Origin of the sequence: Kitasatospora sp. NPDC093558, from assembly GCF_040683475.1 — a bacterium.
Taxonomy (GTDB): Bacteria; Actinomycetota; Actinomycetes; order Streptomycetales; family Streptomycetaceae; genus Kitasatospora.
Map to the genome: position 1 here is coordinate 372 of NZ_JBFBDY010001133.1, position 1,116 is coordinate 1,487.

1 protein-coding gene is annotated in these 1,116 nt (G+C 72.9%); it reads left to right on the forward strand.

Going from position 1 to position 1,116, the window contains the following annotated elements; all coding sequences use genetic code 11:
* Nucleotides 1–195: 195 nt before the first annotated feature.
* Nucleotides 196–1,116: hypothetical protein (locus AB0O00_RS39140; protein WP_363659439.1), on the forward strand; the 921-nt coding region annotated here is incomplete at its 3' end.

Sequence of the window (1,116 nt, forward strand, 5' to 3'; positions counted from 1 at the left end):
AGTGGCGAGGAGAATCTTTTCTCCTCGCTTTTTCCGTCCCCAAGTCGACCCCGATAAATTGCCCCCGGACGTCGGGCAGTCGTAGCCGGGGCCCGCCCCCTGCGTTCGCATCGCCCCCTTGCGGCCGACGGACGGTCGCGGGGACCCTTGGGTGAGCGACGGCCCGCACCCCCTCCCCCGAAAGGGCCCACGCAAATGCCCCAGGACACCCCCCTCACCCTGCCCTTCGGGAGCGCGACCAGCCCGGACGCCGACGCGGCCCGGCAGCGCAGTCTCCTCTGGTGCCGGCGGCAGGGCCTCGTCGCGGACCCGGTCGACGAGGTGCGCCTCCTGCACTGGGACATCGCCGGGCTCATGGCCGCGTGGAACCCCCGGGCGGCCGGGGAACAGCTGGACCTGACCACGGACGCGGTCGTCGTGGCGACCTTCCTGGACGACCACGTCGACGGCCCCCTCGCCGACCGGCCCGACCAAGTCGCCGCTGTCTGCGCGGACTTCGGCGCCGTCCTCGCCACCGGAGGCCGGCCGCCCGCGGGCACCGGGCCGCTGATCCGGGCCTTCGGCGACGTGTGGCGCCGCCTGGCCGACGGCGCGTCGCCCGGCTGGCAGGAGCGCACCGGGCAGCACTGGCAGTGGTACCTCGGCGCCTACACCCAGGAGGCGCACAACCGCGCCCGCCGGCGCGTCCCGACCCGCGCCGAGTACGCGGAACTGCGCCGCCGGTCGGGCTTCGTCTACGCGATGATCGACCTGAGCCAGAAGGCGTACGGCTTCGAACTCCCGCGCCGCCTCTACGCGGACCCCGTCGTGCGCCGGATGCTCGACATCACCGCGGACGTCGTCGACACGCTCAACGACGTGCACTCGGTGGAGAAGGAGGAGTCGCGCGGCGACCTCCACAACCTCGTGGTCGTCATCGAGCACGAGCTGGGCTGCGGCCGCGCCGACAGCGTCCGGGAGATCCAGGGCATGATCACCGCCTGGTGCGAGGAGTTCCTCGCCCTGGAGGAACGGCTGTCGAGCACCGTCGGCCCCCGGGACACCGCCATCGCCCACCGGATCGCGGACTGCATGCGCACGGCGATGAGCGGCTACCTGGAGTGGAGCCGGACCACC